The following is an 18046-nucleotide window of genomic DNA, read 5'->3' on the forward strand; positions in this document are numbered from 1 at the left end:
AGTTTAAATATTATAAGTCTACATTCAGTCCAACCACAAAACTCTTCGTCATTGGATAGGCATCATTGGTATAGGTACTTTTTTCCGGATCCAGCCCTTTGAAACTGGTCAATACCGCTAAATTATCTACCGAACCAAACACACGCAACTTTTGAATACCAAGCTTCGTCAGTAATTCTTTCTTAAAAGTATAACCAAGCTGCAGATTTTTCACCCTTAAATAAGACATGTTTTGCAACCAAAATGTACTCAAATATCCATTAGGGCTTGTTGACCCCAGCGTACTTGGAAGCAACTTAGGATAGTCGGCATCGCGGTTATCTAAGCTCCACATATTATTCCACTGGTCTTCAGTAATGGCCTGATTTGCCGTGCCTAAAAAGTTCGAATTCGCTTTATTCATCCAAAATTCTTTTCTTCCAGTAGCAGCTTGAAGCAGAAAGGAGAAATCAAAGCCTTTGTAATCTACCGAACCTCTAAACCCGTAATTAACCTTGGGTCTACCCAACTGATACGCTGGATACGCCACACGATCATTCGCATCCAATTTACCATCACCATTTACATCTTTCAACAAGATATCCCCGGGAGAAGCGCCCTGAGGAACAGCATTATAAATATCTTGCCAAGATTGTGCGATACCCAGCGACTCAAAGGCATAAATAAAGTTATAAGGCATATCAATAAATACCGAACCTCTTTGCAATTGTTCGTTCCAGGAAAGCAACTTGTTTTTATTATAGCCCACATTAAAGTTCAGCATATACCCAACATCCCCTTTTCGGTCATTCCAGGTCACATTTGCCTCGAGCCCTTTATTCATCATATCGCCAATATTCCTTCGGGGAGCGGTAAATAAACCTGTCAGATGCATCGATACGTCCGAAGGGCGATTCATACCAATCGTTTTTCTTTCGTAGTAATCCAACTCAGCGGTTAGCTTATTGTTAAAGAAGCCAAGATCCAGACCCAAGTTAAACACACGCGTCTTTTCCCAGGTCAGGTCATAGTTGATCAGTTTCTTATTGATCAGACCTTTTACCACGGAACCGGTACCTGTACTGTTGTCGATCAAATAATAAGGACTGGAGACCAAAGATTGCTTTTGCTCATACAAGCCTACACCACTATTATTACCCAAAGAACCATAAGAAGCTCTGAATTTGGCCGAACTCATTTTGATTTTATCTTTGAGTGACCTCATGAATACCTCATCCGAAATTCGCCAACCCACTGCGGCAGAAGGAAAGAACCCATATTGATCGCCCGGCAAGAACCGGGAAGAACCGTCTACCCTAAAGTTCCCTTCAAACATGTATTTTCCAAAAGCCGTATAATTCAATCGGCCAATATAAGAACGGAGACCTTCTGCGGAGGATGATCCAGAAACATTTTGCACATCTTCGGAAGCACCATCGATTTCATGCAAACTCGGGTGTAAGCGATCCAACCGGCTCCCCGCCAGCACACGATTATTCCAATATTCTTCCGAATACACGGCCAGAGCAGAAAAATCATGATTGGCACCAAACTTATGGTCGTAACTCAGCTTGAAGTTCAGCTGTGTTTTGTAGTTGTTTCTGTCGGTATTATAAATACCATCATTTGTTGGAACAAGATCCCGGATAGACAATCCCGTCCGGATATTATATAATTTTGTCGGCATATCTGCCTTCCATTGAAAACGGGTATCATAATTTAGGGCATAATCTATTTTGGCCTCAAACCCTTTAAATGGTTTCCAGTTTAAATATCCATTCACCAAAGCCTGTTTTTGATTCATATGGTTTTGGTTGCGTGTCATGTAATCCGCATAAATATTGTTGGCCTGTGGACTTTCGTTGTAAGACATCGCACCTCCATAGTACCCTGTAACAGGATCGTAAGGCAATATGCCTGCAGGGGAAGTAAACAAATCCATTCCACTGGTCGAGTTTGCAGTCATACCGTCCTCGTAATTATACCGGTAGTCAGACCAGTTGCCCGAAAACCTGACTCCAGCGCCAATCGTATTCGTCACCTTGGTTTCAAAGTTAAATGCAGCATTGTAACGTTTAAAATCATTATTAATCTGTATCCCTTTCTCGTCAAGCATACCGACTGATAAATAGTAATTATTATTTTCAGTACCCCCGTTGATAGAAACGTTATAATTACCACTTTGACCATTGCGGAGAATGACATCCCACCAATCGGTACTCGGATACAATCTTGGATCGATCATACTTAAAGCCAACCACTCGTCGATCGTCCCATTTTTAAAATTGAATGCAGATGCAGCTGTATTATAAGCTTGGGCTCTTTGCGTAGCCGTCATCGCTTTTGCGTAATTATTCACAAAATCAAAAGAGCGAGTGGGTTTGACAAGCGACCTGTTAGCACTAAAAGAGATAGCCGTTTTACTGTTTCTTTTACCAGATTTTGTCGTAATCAAGACAACTCCATTAGCTGCCCTGGAACCATACACCGCTGCCGAAGAAGCATCTTTCAAAACGGTGACACTTTCAATATCATTGACGTTCACACGGTTCATATTCACGTCAGGCATACCATCCACCACGATCAGAGGTCCAGCACTATTGACAGTCCCTAAGCCCCTGATCAAAAGATCTGCCGCGTTATTTCCGGCCATTCCAGAATTTTGACTCACTGCTAAGCCAGGAATAACACCTTGCAATGCTTGAGAAGCATTTGAAAGCCCCCGACTTGAAGTCGACTGATCAAAATTGACACTAGCTACTGCTCCGGTCAAGTTGCCTTTTTTCTGCTTGCCATAACCGACCACAACCACTTCATCCAGCGCGCTTTCACTTGCTTCAAGCACTACAGCCTGTACTTCTTTTCCTGATACCACTTTTGTACTAAAACCAATTAACCGAAATTGAATCTGATCCGAAATGGCACCAGTTAACTTAAAACGCCCCTCCTGATCCGTAACGCTGACGGTCGAATTTCTAAGGTTACGCACCTCTACGCCAGACAAGGCTTGCCCTTTGGCATCCAGCACCTGCCCAACGAGCTGTTGCTGAAATTTAGCTAAACCCGTCGACGGGTTCAAAACATTCAAGATCGGAATCTTTCCATTATTAAGGGAAGAAGGCGGATTTGCAAAGGTCGCCATTGAAATAAAAGGCAGCCCTATTAATAGGCAACTCCTGTTTATTACATCCCGGATTTTAATCTGCTTTAGTATCATGAATACTCAGGTTAAAGTGGTTAAATAAATGATTTATAAGCTCTTTAGTTTATTGGTGTTTTTTAAGAAAAAGCAATTTTTAATTCGAATACGATTTATATCGCTTTTCTTACTTTATCATAATGAATACAATAATATATATTTTTTGTATACAATTCAATATTTTTTTTATTTTTTTACAAATCGTAATGAATGTAGCAGCATGTTTAGCCTATCGAACTATAGCTTTCAATAGAGAATTCAATCCTTAGTGGCACAAAAATCTATTTGATAAAATAATTTTGTATACAATTTAACTTATTTTTTGTATATTTATTTTTATTAAACTACATTTGACTAACCAAATAAATCAAAGGAGTAACCGCAAATCCTATATGAAAAAACAAACATATATCTGGCTTGCATTGCTAATGCCCCTGCTTTCTTCCTGTGTTGCAAAAACGGAGACAGAAAGCGCGGCAATAAACAGCATCCAGCTTGAACATAGTGTACTGTCGCTATCGAAAGAAGCTACAAAGCTCCATGTCCCTTGGGACTTGCAATACGACAAAGTCAACGATGCCATCTTGTTTTCCGAAATCAGTGGAAGTATACGAAAGCTGGATATAAAGACGAAAGCAGTTACTTTAATAGACAGCCTAGCTGACGTGTATCATCAGCGCACTTTGGGACTATTAGGAATGGCACTGTATCAACCGGAAGGTCAGCAAGCCTACCTTTACCTTTCTTATACCAGCAAGAAAGATAGCTCCATTTTTTCCAATTTATATCGATACGAATACAGCCCAGAAGGCAAGCTCGCACATCCAAAATTGCTGTTGCAAATACCGGGGAATACCGGACACAACGGTTCTAGAGTGATTGTCTCAACCGACAAAAAAGTCTATTGGGCCACAGGAGATGCCGCAAGTGATACCTTCGCCCAGGACAGCAGCACTTTGAACGGCAAAATCTTGCGCCTCAATCTTGATGGAAGCATCCCAAAAGATAACCCGATTGCAAATAGTTATGTATATGCATGGGGGTTTCGGAACATGCAGGGGCTTACGCACGACGCCAAAGGCCTGATCTACACATCTGAGCATGGCGATGCTATTGAGGATGAAATCAACCTGATACGACCGCTTAAAAACTATGGCTGGCCACAGATCGAAGGCATGATTGATACCGATAAGGAAAAGGCGATTGCAAAACGCTCGCCAAGGCAGGAACCCATTAAATCCTGGACTCCCGTCGTTGCACCATCAGGACTGGCCTATTATGGATCCGGTGTTATCCCCGAATGGAAGCATAGTTTATTGCTTGCGACCTTAAAAAATCAATCTTTACGCATCCTAAAATTATCCGCCAATGGCCAGCAGATCGTCGATGAGAAGGTTTTATTCAAAGATCAGCTTGGTCGTCTCCGCTCGGTATTGACTTTACCCAATGGAGATATTTACTTCTGTTCCAGCAACCGCGACTGGAATCCCCAAAAGGGATTTCCAAAACCCGATGATGATGTGATCTATCGCCTCCGCATCACGGATAAGGCCTCGGCTCCAATTATTAAACCCACTACCCCCAAAGCAATGAACAATCCGGCCAAAACTGGACAAACACTATATGAAGCGTATTGTGCTTCCTGTCACAAAGCAGACGGAAAAGGACTCAACAATACATTTCCACCATTGGCCAATTCGCCTCTTGTCAACGGCAATCCAAAGGATTTATTGCAAGTTATCTTACATGGACTGAAAGACAAGCATATCGGTGGAGCAAAATACGAGAGTACGATGCCCTCTTTTTCCTTTCTGAAAGATGAAGACATCGTTGAAATCACCAATTATATCCGCACACATTTTGGAAATTCTGCCAGTACAATCAACCAACAGCATTTAACCTCATTACGATAAATTCTATGGAACACCAACACGAGCCCAAGCCTTCTTCTATACTTAAAAATTGGCTTTCAATTCTAGGGCCAGGCGTTATTACCGCTGCCCTGGTTTTCGGCCCCAGTAAAATGACCATCACATCCAAAATGGGCGCAGATTACGGTTTTTCCCTATTATGGGTTGTCGTTGTCGCTATTTTCTTTATGATGGTATTTACCAATATGGCTGCACGTATCGGCATTGCTCGCGACGAGTCGTTACTCGCCATCATTCGCAACAAATTTGGAAAAACAACTTCCATTATCATCGGTCTGGGAATCTTCGTCGTGTCGACATGCTTTCAATCCGGGAATGCTACAGGTGTCTCCATCGCTGTTTCAGAAGCCACGGGTAGTAATCCTAAGATATGGATCATCGTTTTTAACGTGATCGGCATTCTATTATTATTCTTTAAGTCCTTCTATGCGCTATTGGAAAAGCTCATGCTAGCGCTTATCATACTCATGTTATTTGCTTTTCTTTCCACAGCTATTATGATCAAAACGCCATCGCATGACTTTTTCTTCGGATTTTTACCGAGTATCCCGCCCGCTTCTGTAGGATTAATTATTGCTTTTACAGCGTCCTGTTTTTCCATCGTCGGTGCATTTTATCAAAGCTATCTGGTGCAATCAAGAAGAAAGTTATCGCCGACCCACGAGACTTTGAAGCGGCAAATTATAGGAAGTAGAATCGGGATTATTATCCTTGGAATCATGAGTGCAGCCGTAATGGTGTGCGCAGCCAATACTCTTCATCCCCAGGGAATTAAATTAAGCTCAGCTGCTGAAATGGGCCGTGCATTGGAACCTCTTTTGGGAACCTACGCTTCACACCTCTTTTTTATCGGTCTTTTCGGCGCTTCATTCTCCTCATTGATCGGCAATGCGGTGCTGGGCGGCTCCTTATTGGGAGATACTTTCGGCTATGGAAACGATCTTAATCACCCCAAAGTGAAATTCTTTATTTCGCTGGTCATGATTTTTGGATCTGCAATTGCACTTATTTTTGGGAACCTACCGCTTGAGCTCATTGTTTTTGCCCAAAGCATTACGATTTTCCTAGTCCCTTTTATTGGATTGATCCTATTTCTAGTCGCCAATGACAAAGAAATCATGGGTGCCCTGACAAATACACCTTTAACAAAATTATGGGCTATCCTTGGACTTATCCTACTTGTTTTTCTTGCCTTTAGTAATTTCTATAATTTAATTAAATAATCAGCCATGGATCATAACAGTTTAGCAGAATTGGAGCAGCAAATACTTGCGCCATCAGTAGACCTCATTGAAGACATCAAAAAGATAGAAGGTGACATTCTTTTTTTAGGAATTGGCGGAAAAATGGGTCCGAGCATGGCCAAATTGGCTATACGGGCTATCCAGGCAGCCGGGATTGACAAGAAGGTCATCGGGGTTTCGCGTTTTTCCACCAAACAACTTCAACAGGAGCTGGAGGATCTAGGCATAGAGACCATTGCCTGCGACCTACTTAATGAAGAGGAACTCAAAAAAATACCACAAGTTCCAAATGTCATCTACCTTGCTGGACATAAATTCGGCACCACCGGAAATGAAGATTTTACCTGGGCAATGAATACGTACCTTCCCGGAATGGTGGCTTCTCATTTTAAAGGATCCAATATCGTCGCCTTTTCTTCGGGAAACGTACTGCCATTTGTACCGATAAGCAATGCGGGTGTTTCCGAGGAAACATCCCCCCAGCCGATTGGCGAGTATGCACAATCCTGCTTAGGCCGCGAGCGCATATTTGAGTACTTTTCAAAGAAAAATAGTACACCTACCCTAATTTATCGATTAAATTATGCGGTAGATTTTCGCTATGGTGTATTGGTAGAAATCGCTAAATCAGTCAAAGGCCAGCTTCCCATAGATTTGACGACAGAAAATGTCAATGTTATCTGGCAGGGAGATGCCAATGAAATTGCTTTGCGATCGTTGCTGCACTGCCAGTCGCCAGCCAAAATATTGAATGTCACAGGGCCAGAAATCCTCTCTATCCGATGGATAGCCGAGCGTTTTGCAGAACATTTTAATACAAGGCCGATATTTATTAATGCGCCTGCTGGCACAGCATTACTAAACAACGCTTCAGAATGTCACCGTCTATTTGGCTATCCTAAGACAACGATTCGGGAAGCAATAGACATTACTGCTCAATGGCTAAGCCATGGCGGTGAACTTTGGAACAAGGACACGCATTTTCAAGAACGAAAAGGAAAATTCTAATGAATACTTTAGACCACACATTACAACAGCTACTTTGGGAAGGAACAGTCATTCCTGCACATCCCCTAGCCCTAAATGAGGATCGCACTATCGACGAGGTACATCAACGTCTCCTGACCCAATATTACATCGCCAGCGGAGCAGGCGGAATCGCTGTCGCTGTCCATTCGACCCAGTTTGAAATCCGCGATCCTGAGGTCAATCTCTTTGAAACGGTATTAAAATGGGCTAGCGAAGAAGTCGAAAAAGCACAACTTAATAGGCCATTTATCAAAATCGCGGGCATCTGTGGTACCACACAACAAGCCATTCAGGAAGCCACCATTGCCGTCAAATACGGCTATGATATTGGACTTTTGAGTATGGGTGGTTTACAGACCTGGACAGAACAGGCGATATTAGATCGTGTCAGAGCAGTTGCAGCTGTTATCCCTGTCTTTGGCTTTTACCTTCAACCTGCTGTTGGGGGCCGCATTTTCTCTTATTCCTTTTGGCGGCAGTTTGCCGAAATCGAAAACGTGGTCGCAATCAAGTGTGCCTCATTCAACCGTTACCAGACCTTGGACGTCATGCGGGCTGTAGCCAACTCAAGCCGAAGAGAGCAGATCGCCATGTATACCGGCAATGATGATAATATCGTGAACGACCTTATGACAACCTATACCTTTCCCGTAGCTGGAGAAAACATTTCCATAGGATTTAAAGGAGGGCTATTAGGCCACTGGGCCGTTTGGACAGCAAAAGCCGTGGAACTCCTACAAGAAATAAAAGCATATAAGCAACAGCCCAATAACTGCACCGCAAGTCAGCTACTGAGCAAAGGCATTGCTGTAACAGATAGCAATGCTGCCTTCTTCGATCCAGCGAATGCTTTCCATGGATGTATACCGGGATTACATGCGGTACTCTGCAGACAAGGGCTGATGAAAGGTATCTGGTGCCTAAATCCGGAAGAAAATCTATCCATCGGACAGCAGGAAGAAATTGATCGCGTATATAGCGATTACCCAGACTTAAACGATGATGAATTTGTCAAAGAATTTCTGAAATCGAGATTCTAATAGGTCAATCTTTTCAAAAGGTCTCATTGTCCCTGGCCCGTCACGACTGCCAGAGCAATGGGACTTTTCTTTTACCCCCTATTCTTATTTGACGAATCAATGACCAAGCAAGGAAAATAGTGGACAGAACGAAAGGTTTGCTTTTTATAACTTTGCGTCATGAAATTTTTGAAAATAGCATTAATCTCCACCCTTCCGTGACATGCCCGCTATTTAAGGCAGCGTGAACGTCCGTAGCGACGGAAAACAAATAAAAATTTTTAAAGGATGGAAAAAAACACTACCTCACAACAGTCATTTATACCGACAATACTTGCATTTGCACTTGTTCCGATTACCGGGCTTGCCACAGATATTTATCTTCCTTCAATGCCACAAATGGCGCAGGAACTTGGCTTAAATGAAAGCAAAATTCAATTGACGCTTTCGCTTTTTCTAATTAGTTATGGTATCGCTCAGTTCTTCACAGGAGCATTGGTGGATGCCTGGGGAAGGTATCGCATTAACCTCATTTCACTTTTTCTTTTTATTATCAGTTTTTGGGTCACGGCACACACGCAGGATATCTGGGTTATCTACCTAATGCGGATTTTACAGGGAATTTTATCGGCATTTGTTGTCATCTCCAAAAGAGCCTATTTTGTAGATGTCTACGACGGTGAACAGCGTAAGCACTACCTGAGTATCATGACCATCGTCTGGTCGATCGGACCGATTGTGGCTCCCTTTATCGGTGGTCACCTCCAAACACAATTTGGCTGGCGTTCCAACTTTATTGTTCTGGCTGCATATAGTGCTGTGCTCTTTGTACTTGAACTGATCTTTTCCAGGGAAACAATCAGACAGAAAAAGCCCCTTCACATCGATTATTTGATTAGCGAGTTTAAAATGATGCTAAAAAGCATCGATTTTACCTTCGGCATATTCATGTGCGGCATATCCTATGGCCTGGTCATGTTCTACAATCTCAGTGGCCCCTTCTTTATTGAGCATCAACTGGGATATAGCGCGATTACCACTGGCTACATCTCCCTTATTATGGGTTTAGCCTGGATGTGTGGTGGATTTATTGGAAAAGCATTGATCAAAAAGGCATTGATACCCAAACTGAGAATTGCCAACTTTATTCAAATATTGCTCATCATAGGCATGCTGATCGTTTCACTTTATAAAGCGAATTTATACACGCTTACGTTCTTTGCATTTGCAGTACATTGTACTGCCGGATTCGTTTTTAACAATTATTTCAGCTACTGTTTGGGAAGATTTCCATTGTCGGCTGGTATTGCCGGAGGACTAGTAGGCGGAATAACCTACCTGCTCACATCTTCACTCAGCTATCTCACCGTGAGTCTAGTAAACCCTGCTACTCAGTTTCAGATTGGATTAGGATATGGCGTATTTTCCATATTGGGTTTGATCACCTTATATGTGATAAATAAGCTCGTCAAGAGCAGCTAGTTGTTGAATGAGTCTTACACACAGAAAACACAGACCCCCTGTAGTCGTTTGACCACAAAAATACACATACAAGATGAATTGTTTTTAACTTAGTATCAAAAACAACTATATTTGTATCATCATAATTTAGGTTTATAATTGGTTATTGAAGGTTTTCATTCTCCCCGTTTGAAAACCTTTTTTTTCTCCTAATTTTTTAATATCCCCGGTAGCACTTATTCTGGTCTTTTGTGCCGTACCCCAGCTATTAAAAATCGAAATATCAAAAGAAATACGTAGGATCAACCAAATGATTTTTTTCCCCAGCACAAGAGGGATGTCTTAAGGAGATTTTCAAGTGCTATATGAGCTCGGAGATTACCAATTCTCCAATAAAATCGATATATTGTACCCCAAATCAATTTTAAGTGAGGGAGTCGATGACAATAAAAAAATATAGGAACGTCTATATCTTTTGGTTTTGCACCATTTTATTTATTTTTCCAAACTGCAGCTATTGCCAGACCATCATACCTACAGGTACACCTTTTGTTAAACAATTCAAAAAAGACCAATACAAGGCTGGAAATCAAAACTGGTCGTTGGCAGTAGACAAAGATGGCCGTATCTATAGTGCAAATACTGAAGGTCTATTACAATTTGACGGACAGTACTGGCGTATCTTTCCGCTACCAAACCATTCCACCGTCCGAAGTGTTTCGATAGGTAAAGATGGTAAAATTTATACCGGTGGCAGAGGAGAATTTGGTTATTGGACTGCTAAGCCTTTTGGAAACTTGACTTATCATAGTCTTTCGAGGCTGGTACGCGACAAGACCTATTTTCCAAACGAAGAAATCTGGAAAATCATTGTGGAAGACCAGCGCGTATTTTTCCATACCTTTTCCAAATCCTATATTTGGGAAAACAATACGATAAGGCAGTTAACGGCAAAAGGAGAGCCTTTTTTATTCCCACATCAGCTTAATGAAAAGTTGTTTTTCGAACAACTACCCAGTGGTCTGCATGAATTTAGACAGGGTAAATTGATTCCAATCAAAGGCAAAGACGTCTTAAAAGATAAAAACGTCCTTGCCCTATTGCCTTTCGACACAAATACTTCGCTCATCGCCACCGCACGAAACGGCCTTTATCTGATGAAAGCCGACGGAACTATCGAACCTTGGTCGGTTCCTGCAAATCAGCTATTGAGCCAATCACAGGTAAATAATGGCATCTACCTCTATGATGGACAATACGCCTTTGGCACCATCCAGAACGGCGTTATCATTATCAACAAGGATGGCCAAGTCATTCAACACATCAATAAAAACAATGGGCTGCAAAACAATACGGTGCTCAGTATCGTCAAAGACAACCAAAAGAATATCTGGGTAGGACTGGATAATGGTATCGATCGTATTGAAATCAACTCCCCTATTTCATTTTATACAGATTTTATTGGAAAAATTGGCACGGTCTATACATCTATTATCTATCAGGGAAAAATCTACCTGGGTACCAATAAAGGATTATTTTCCAGTGAATGGAAGGGATTGAACAATTACAATGCATTAAACTTCACTCAGGTCCCAAATTCAAATGGCCAGGTTTGGACGTTAGCACTATTCGGTGATGAACTCATCTGTGGCCACAACGATGGAACATTTAAGCTACTTAACGGCCGTCTAGAAAAGATTTCACAGATCACCGGGGGGTGGATTTTCAAACCTATATTTGGCACGAGAAATATCCTGCAAGGAAATTATACCGGTCTTTCAAAATTTACCTTCGATGGTATGCAATTACAATTTGTGCAGCAATTTGAGGGTATTAAGGAGCCCGTTCGATTTTTAGCCCAAAAGGATACTCATTCCTTTTGGATTGGAGACTGGGGACAACTACAACTTATCGGATTTGACCCGAGTTTTCAACAGGCAAATATATTATTCTCCTGCAAACAGGACAGTATTGCCTCGAAGAGACAATTTAAAGGGGTGTATACGTTAGAAAATAATCTTGTATTCGCCACTGACAGCGGATTCCTTCAATTCGACAATATTGTAAAGAGATTCAGTTATGCGAATGAATTGAACGCCGCACTAGGTACCTATAAAAACTCGAATAAGATCATACCGATCAACACAAACAGTTATTGGTTTATTCAGAAGACTAAAATTGCCAAAGTAGATTTTGATAGCAAGGGTAAATTACACATTGACTCCAACCTATTAAGTCCACTACAGGACCGTATGATGAATAACTATGAAAACATCCTTCCTATTGAAAATCAATACTACCTCATCGGGCTAGATGATGGGTTTGCGATCTATCGACATACAGACAAATCACAAAAACATAGGTTGCCACTTCCGCAAATAGCACAGCTCATCAACTTGACCACCGGACAAGCTATCTTTCCAGATTCAACATTTAAATTATCGTCTTCAGACAATAACCTTAGAATTAGCTTTTCGAGCCCCTATTACTCATCTTCACCGCTTCAATATCAATATTATCTGGAGGGATACTCAGACAATTGGTCCGAATGGAGTGAGACTGCCTACCAGGATTTCACAAATCTGCCCTATGGAAAATTCCAAATTAAAATAAGGGCAAAAAATAATATGGGGATGGTTTCTGAAATCCAATCATACTCCTTCACAATTCAGCATCCCTGGTATCTATCCTGGTGGGCAAAGGCTTTGTACACACTTGCTGTTTTAATACTTCTATATTTTGCTTATATCTTTAATGTTCAACGTGAGCGTAGGCGTCAGTTTCAAATACGGCGAAAATGGCTCGAAGAAAAAAAGATTGCTTTGGAACGCGAAGCTGAAAAAAAGGAAAAAGACTGGATCAAACTGAAAAACCAACAATTGGAAGACCAGCTTCAATTAAAAAACAAAGAATTGGCGAATGCAGCACTCAATATCGTCTACAAAAATGAGATGTTGAACAACTTGCACGACGAACTTAAACAGCTTAAAGATGCGGATGGGAACAAACTGAGTTCGGATGAGCTGAAAAAAATCAATAAGCTCATAGACGATGCCCATAATGACGACCGTGACTGGCATATATTTGAAAGAAGTTTTAATGAATCGCATGAAAACTTCTTCAAAAAATTGAAGCAGGAGTTTCCTGATCTAGTCCCCAATGACCTTAAGCTATGCGCCTATTTACGGCTCAATATGTCGAGTAAGGAAATCGCTTCGTTGCTCAACATTAGTACGCGCGGCGTCGAGATCAGACGCTATAGATTACGCAAAAAACTAGGACTTCCAACAGACAAGAACCTATCTGAATTTCTGTTAGAACGTTAAATTCTCCTTGCAAACACTACATCATTACCACACACACTCTTTAGTGTATAAAACACACTAAAGAGTGTGTTATTTCATCAAAAAAAACAATTTAAAAAATTGATTATCAAAATAATAACATACACATAAAACACGATTGAGCAGGGGAAATTTTCGTGTAGTAGTGATGTGCAAATGTTAAATTTTGGGAATGTTGTACTACATCAACATATTTGCCTCAGGGAAATAACCAACTGTATTTTAAACAAACACCAAAAATTTACGATATGAGGAATCTATCCGCATTATTTTTGACTTCCATGGTCGTCTCTGTTGCCTATGGACAAACTTCTATACAAGGAGTGGTCAAAGATGGCTCAAGCATGATATCCATGCCTGGCGTAACCATTAGTATTAAAGGGAAAGCTGTATCTACGAAAACCGACGCAACGGGGAAATTTCAGATTAACGCCGCTCCTACAGATTCTCTAGTCTTTAATTTTCTCGGTTATCGCAAACAAACTGTATACATCGGCAACCAAACACAGCTGAATGTATTTTTAGAAAATGAGAATCAAGCATTGGAAGAGGTTGTGGTTATCGGTTACGGTACGCAAAAGAAAGCCGATCTAACCGGATCGATCAGTTCATTGAAATCGTCCGATATCACCAAGCAACCGGCCATGTCAGCCATGCAATCTATACAGGGCAAAGCTGCCGGTATCAATATCATTGCCAACGAAGCTCCGGGATCGTCACCGAACGTCATCATCAGAGGTCTGGGTACAGCGCTTGGAGGCAGAAATCCACTCTATATTGTTGACGGTATCGCACAGACGGACATCAATAATATCAATCCATCCGATATCGAATCCATGGATGTTTTGAAAGATGCGTCTTCGGCTTCAATTTACGGTCTTCGGGCTGCAAATGGTGTCATCATTGTAACAACAAAGAAAGGTAAAACTGGAACGACAAGTATTAATTACGAAAGCTTTGCAGGCATTAAGAACGTTCTCAATCGCGTAAAAATGGCCAATGCTGATCAGTTTAGAATATTTGCCAATGAATACCTTACCTCGACTAATGCATCTTACCTCTTAGCCGAGAAACAAAAATATAATACAGATTGGTATGATGAGTTGTTACGCACAGGTTCTGTCTTTAATAATGCTGTCAATCTTTCTGGAGGAACAGAAAAAGTGGACTATTTTGTGTCTGCAAACAATTATACCGAAAATGGTATTCTTGATGGTTCTAAATTTGTGAGAAATACAGTACGCAACAACAATGTTTATAAATTTTTAAACAATCGTCTAAAATTCAGTCAAAATTTAAATCTTACTTTAACTAACGCAACACCAAAACCATATAGTGCTTTTACTACCGCTTATCGTCAATCGCCGCTTGCTCCAGTCATGTTTGACAATGGCCGCTATGGTCTTGGTCGCGTAAATACAAAAACGGGAGTGGCTGGCATTGACGCAGCCAACGGGGAACCTATTGGAAATTTAAACTCTATTGGTAATCCAGTTTATGAAGTTCTCCGCCAAAATGAAAGAACAAATACATTCCGTCTACAAGGAAGTATGGAAGGCGAATTCAAAATAACCGATTATTTAAAAATCAACTCGCGTATCGGCGGGAATAAATTCTACTCAAAACAACGGATTTTTAATAACGTAAAAGATCAATGGTTAAATGCCAACACATTGTTGGATGAAGCTAGATTCAACCAATTAAAAGCCGATAATCCCAAGGCCGTTGAGTATGTCGACAACAGCTTAAAATACGAGAATCTTGAGCAATTTCGCTGGTCATTCGAAAACTTCCTGACATTCAACAAAAGTTTTGACAAGCACAATATCGAAGCCGTCGTTGGTATGTCGCGTGAAAAATACGATATCAACAGTATGAGCAGCCAAACAGGCTACAATGTACCGGAACAAGAGCAATATTGGAATATTAACTTAGCCAAAGGTACTAATGATTACGGTATAGTCTCCTTACAAACCAATTACACACCAAGGGCATTAGCATCCTATTTTGGTCGACTACAATACAATTACGATAGTAAATACTACTTAACAGCTACTTTGCGCCGTGACGGATCAAGTGTATTTCGTAATACAGGAAAATACTGGGGTACTTTCCCTTCTGTTGGATTGGGCTGGACCGTCACCAATGAAAGCTTCATGAAAGACGCTACTTGGATCAATTTACTAAAAGTGCGCGGAAATTGGGGTAAATTAGGAAATCAAGATATTCCATTAAATGTTTCCACGATCTTATCAAGTCCGGAAAGCGCAAACTACAATTATGTACTCGGCCCTGAACAAAATATGGTGTACGGAAGTGCAAAAGGTACTCCTGCCGTAGATCTGACCTGGGAAGTAACCAGGGAAACTGGTGCTGGATTAGATTTTGCATTCTTAAACAATCAGCTTTCAGGATCGGTTGACTATTACCATAAGTTTAATACCAACACCATTCTTGATGTAACGCCACTTTACTCTGCTCCAGATGAGAAAAATTATTATGCGCATGGTGCCAAAGTGCTGAATCAAGGTCTGGAAGTGGCATTGAATTGGAACAAAAATATAAGTCCCGATTTTAGCTATACTGTAGGCGTGAATTATGCTTATAATAAAAACAAGGTTACTGAGGTAGTCTATACTTTTGACGGTGCTACAGGAGGTAGCTTAAATAATGGCGAAATCACCAAACGGCTACGTGTTGGACAACCCATCTATGCGTGGTGGATGTTTGAGACAAATGGTGTGTATCAAGACGCCGCAGATGTCGCTAGCACACCATCTTTTGGAGTTGCGAAGCCGGGCTACCTGAAATACAAAGACCAAAATGGTGATGGTGTAATTGACTCTCGTGATAAAAAATTCTTTGGCTCATTCCTACCAACCTCCACATACGGCATTAATATAGGTGTGAATTATAAAATGATCGATTTCAATGTTTCGGGTTATGGTGTTGCCGGCAATAAGGTTTACAACGGTTTAAATAGTGTACGCTCCAATGCTGGGGAGAATATTGCCCTGTCGACTTTTGAAAATCGCTGGACTGGCGCAGGTTCAACCAATGAACATCCTGGTGCTGAAAGAGCATACTGGGCCTCTAACTATTTTCTTGAATCAGGAGCTTACTTCCGAATCAATAATATCACTCTTGGCTACACCTTCAACAAACTTTATAGTTCAAAATCTAAGCTGAGACTCTATGTGACGGCACAAAATCCATTTATATTTACAAATTACAGTGGTTTCTCTCCTGAACTGGCAGGCGATGGCAGTCCAAACCTTACGTCTGGTATCGAGCTTTCAGCTTATCCAACTACCCGTAATTTCTTATTTGGACTTAACATGCAATTTTAATCAATTAGTTTTGAAAACAATGAAAATTAACAAACTCTATATAGCGCTCATGTTCACTGCAGGAATTGCATTACAGAGCTGCAAAGACAATAATTTCCTGGATGTACCCTCAAAGGAACTGGTTGAAGCTGAGGATAGTGAAGAAATTTATACACCAGAGCAATATGTCAATGGAATCTACGGCATGTTTACCGACTGGGATTACTCATTTTCGTATATAGGCATTACAGAAATGATTTCTGATAATGCAGATAAAGGCAGCTCTGAAACCGATGCTGGCGGCGATAAACTAAGTTTAGACAATCTAACCTATACCTCAACAACTGGATCCTTTCTTTCCATGTGGGCGCGTTGGTATAAATCTATTGGTCGCGCGACAAGAGCCATAGAATATACTGAAAATTACGGTTTAACTGATGAAACCTATAAAAATAGATTAATTGCTGAAGCCCGTTTTCTTCGTGCTTTGAATTACTTTTATCTTGTACGGGGTTGGGGTGATGTGCCTATCCAAGAACGAGATTATATAAAGAGAGAACCTGCAGCTGAAGTGTATGCCTATATTGAAGCAGATCTACAATTTGCTATTGACAACCTACCTATCAAATCTGCTTATGCAGCAAAAGATTTAGGCAGAGCGACCAAAGGGGCTGCACAAGGATTGCTATCGAAGGTATATTTGTACCAAAGCAAATGGCAACAAGCGGCTGATATGGCTAAGACTGTCATTACATCAGGTGGATACAGCCTTGAGCCGGATTATGCAACGATTTGGCGATTAGCGGGAGAAAATGGTCCGGAATCACTCTTTGAATGGCAAGCCCGTGGTACTTCCATTGCTCACGGCATCCAACAATATAGTCAGGTACAGGCGCCTCGTGGTGGAGCCGTCAATTTAGGCTGGGGTTTTAATATTCCAAGCCAAAACCTATTGGATGCCTTCAATGCCGAAAAAGATAATATCCGTCGCGATGCAACGATTATTTTCAGGGGTGAAACTCTTTACGACGGTCGTCTGATTGACAATGGTGTAGAGAATCCGATGTACAATGAAAAAGCGTATTCTTCTGCAAACGGAGGTGCAGCTGATGGTGATAAAAATGTACGTTACCTTCGTCTGGGCGAAATTTACCTTATCCTTGCTGAGGCTGCGAATGAACTAGGAAATAACAGTGAGGCACTCACAGCGTTAAACACTGTTCGTACTCGTGTGAAACTGCCTAATGTAACAACAACAGACCAGGCACAGCTCCGTCAATTGATCTGGAAAGAAAGACGCCTTGAATTGGCATTTGAGCACGACCGCTGGTTTGATCTCATTCGTACAAAACAGGCTAAAGCAGCCATGGCAGCCAATGGAAAAGCGTTCCAGGAGAAAATGATGCTTTTCCCTATTCCGGAAGATCAACGTATCCAAACTCCAGAAATGTCGCAGAATACCGGTTGGTAATCATATAAGTAAAAGTAACTCCGTTCAAACGGCCTTTGGC

Annotated in this window: 9 protein-coding genes; 8 read left to right on the top strand and 1 reads right to left on the bottom strand. The window is 41.2% G+C overall.

Annotation, left to right across the window (positions count from 1 at the left end; genetic code table 11):
* Nucleotides 1-10 precede the first annotated feature (10 nt).
* Nucleotides 11-3196 (bottom strand): SusC/RagA family TonB-linked outer membrane protein, encoded by a 3186-nt coding sequence (locus B3139_RS06740; protein ID WP_293881077.1) that lies wholly within the window; start codon nucleotides 3194-3196, stop codon nucleotides 11-13.
* A 374-nt stretch (nucleotides 3197-3570) separates the two neighbouring features.
* Between B3139_RS06740 and B3139_RS06745 the strand changes: the two genes are divergently transcribed.
* The 8 genes from B3139_RS06745 to B3139_RS06780 all read left to right on the top strand — a co-directional run bounded on the left by B3139_RS06745 (nucleotide 3571) and on the right by B3139_RS06780 (nucleotide 18006).
* Nucleotides 3571-5091, top strand: a complete 1521-nt coding sequence (locus tag B3139_RS06745; protein ID WP_293881079.1) for a PQQ-dependent sugar dehydrogenase — start codon at nucleotides 3571-3573, stop codon at nucleotides 5089-5091.
* Nucleotides 5092-5096: 5 nt separating this feature from the next.
* Nucleotides 5097-6332: an Nramp family divalent metal transporter gene (locus tag B3139_RS06750; protein ID WP_293881081.1), complete on the top strand. Its 1236-nt coding sequence runs from the start codon at nucleotides 5097-5099 to the stop codon at nucleotides 6330-6332.
* 6 nt (nucleotides 6333-6338) lie between these two features.
* Entirely contained in the window at nucleotides 6339-7361 is a 1023-nt protein-coding gene (locus B3139_RS06755) for an NAD-dependent epimerase/dehydratase family protein (protein ID WP_293881083.1), read from the top strand.
* A complete protein-coding gene (locus tag B3139_RS06760) occupies nucleotides 7361-8422 on the top strand; it encodes a dihydrodipicolinate synthase family protein (RefSeq protein WP_293881085.1) in 1062 nt (353 codons plus the stop codon). The genes B3139_RS06755 and B3139_RS06760 overlap by 1 nt, the downstream gene beginning before the upstream one ends.
* A 267-nt stretch (nucleotides 8423-8689) precedes the next feature.
* Entirely contained in the window at nucleotides 8690-9883 is a 1194-nt protein-coding gene (locus B3139_RS06765) for an MFS transporter (protein ID WP_293881087.1), read from the top strand.
* Nucleotides 9884-10302: 419 nt separating this feature from the next.
* Complete coding sequence (locus B3139_RS06770; RefSeq protein ID WP_293881089.1) at nucleotides 10303-13188, top strand: helix-turn-helix and ligand-binding sensor domain-containing protein; 2886 nt, start codon at nucleotides 10303-10305, stop codon at nucleotides 13186-13188.
* A gap of 266 nt (nucleotides 13189-13454) precedes the next feature.
* On the top strand, nucleotides 13455-16556 hold the full coding sequence (locus B3139_RS06775; RefSeq protein ID WP_293881091.1) for a SusC/RagA family TonB-linked outer membrane protein: 3102 nt from the start codon (nucleotides 13455-13457) through the stop codon (nucleotides 16554-16556).
* Between the two features lie 19 nt (nucleotides 16557-16575).
* Nucleotides 16576-18006, top strand: coding sequence for a RagB/SusD family nutrient uptake outer membrane protein (locus tag B3139_RS06780; protein ID WP_293881093.1), 1431 nt, complete (start codon nucleotides 16576-16578; stop codon nucleotides 18004-18006).
* Nucleotides 18007-18046: the final 40 nt, after the last annotated feature.

The sequence above is a fragment of the Sphingobacterium sp. UBA1498 genome, from assembly GCF_002325125.1.
Classification (GTDB): Bacteria; Bacteroidota; Bacteroidia; order Sphingobacteriales; family Sphingobacteriaceae; genus Sphingobacterium.

Bases quoted from the DNA above. Each gene is read 5' to 3' on its own strand.
- B3139_RS06770 (WP_293881089.1), top strand. From the start codon at position 10,303: ATGACAATAAAAAAATATAGGAACGTCTATATCTTTTGGTTTTGCACC.
- B3139_RS06750 (WP_293881081.1), top strand. From the start codon at position 5,097: ATGGAACACCAACACGAGCCCAAGCCTTCTTCTATACTTAAAAATTGG.
- B3139_RS06760 (WP_293881085.1), top strand. From the start codon at position 7,361: ATGAATACTTTAGACCACACATTACAACAGCTACTTTGGGAAGGAACA.
- B3139_RS06765 (WP_293881087.1), top strand. From the start codon at position 8,690: ATGGAAAAAAACACTACCTCACAACAGTCATTTATACCGACAATACTT.
- B3139_RS06740 (WP_293881077.1), bottom strand. From the start codon at position 3,196: ATGATACTAAAGCAGATTAAAATCCGGGATGTAATAAACAGGAGTTGC.
- B3139_RS06745 (WP_293881079.1), top strand. From the start codon at position 3,571: ATGAAAAAACAAACATATATCTGGCTTGCATTGCTAATGCCCCTGCTT.
- B3139_RS06780 (WP_293881093.1), top strand. From the start codon at position 16,576: ATGAAAATTAACAAACTCTATATAGCGCTCATGTTCACTGCAGGAATT.
- B3139_RS06775 (WP_293881091.1), top strand. From the start codon at position 13,455: ATGAGGAATCTATCCGCATTATTTTTGACTTCCATGGTCGTCTCTGTT.
- B3139_RS06755 (WP_293881083.1), top strand. From the start codon at position 6,339: ATGGATCATAACAGTTTAGCAGAATTGGAGCAGCAAATACTTGCGCCA.